The sequence below is a fragment of the Vibrio sp. 1288 genome (genome assembly GCF_033344475.1).
In genome coordinates this window covers 1-629 of sequence record NZ_JAWPOX010000694.1, presented here as the reverse complement: position 1 = coordinate 629, position 629 = coordinate 1, and the positions used below count along the sequence as shown (strand labels likewise).

Below are 629 nucleotides of genomic sequence, written 5' to 3'. Positions count from 1 at the left end.
TTTGGTCTCGTGAACGTTATCGGTTGTGGTTATGCTTGGTGGTTTATGTCGAAAAAAAGTCGTCGGTTCTCATCAGGTCTGATCGATGCGGAGAAAAAACAATGGCAAATGGATACGCTATTAAGCGTGGCAGTTACTGTTGGTTTTATCGCTGCATGGCTAGTATCTCTTACCCCATTCGCGCATTACGCAGTCTACGCGGACCCAATGATGATGCTACTTATGGGCTTCTACTTCCTAAAAGTACCATTTGATATGTTGTGTGGCGCATTGCGTGAGTTACTAATGATGACACCAAGCAAAGAACTTTGTCAGGTTGTTGGTAACGACGTTTTAGAAATTGAAAAAGTATCTGACCATCAGTTAAAACTGGCTGGTATAACGAAGGTTGGTCAAGAGCTTCGCGTGAACATTGATCTACACGTTGATGATGACATGATTGAACTCGACACTCTTGAACAAACTCGAAAACAGCTAACCACGCGTCTGTCGAAGCACAGATTCAAACTGCAACTGAACTTAAACGTAGCGAATTGTTAGAACACGAAATAAAAGTCAGGTATTTCTATCATAAAGCACCTAAATTGAGTGTTCAGTCTTTACGAAAACAAAAAACCGCCAGTAACGGC

At 41.8% G+C, this 629-nt stretch carries 1 protein-coding gene; it reads left to right on the top strand.

The features are described from left to right. A partial coding sequence (locus tag R8O11_RS28830; protein ID WP_318195072.1) for a cation transporter occupies positions 1-540 on the top strand: 540 nt, incomplete at its 5' end. Positions 541-629 lie beyond the last annotated feature (89 nt).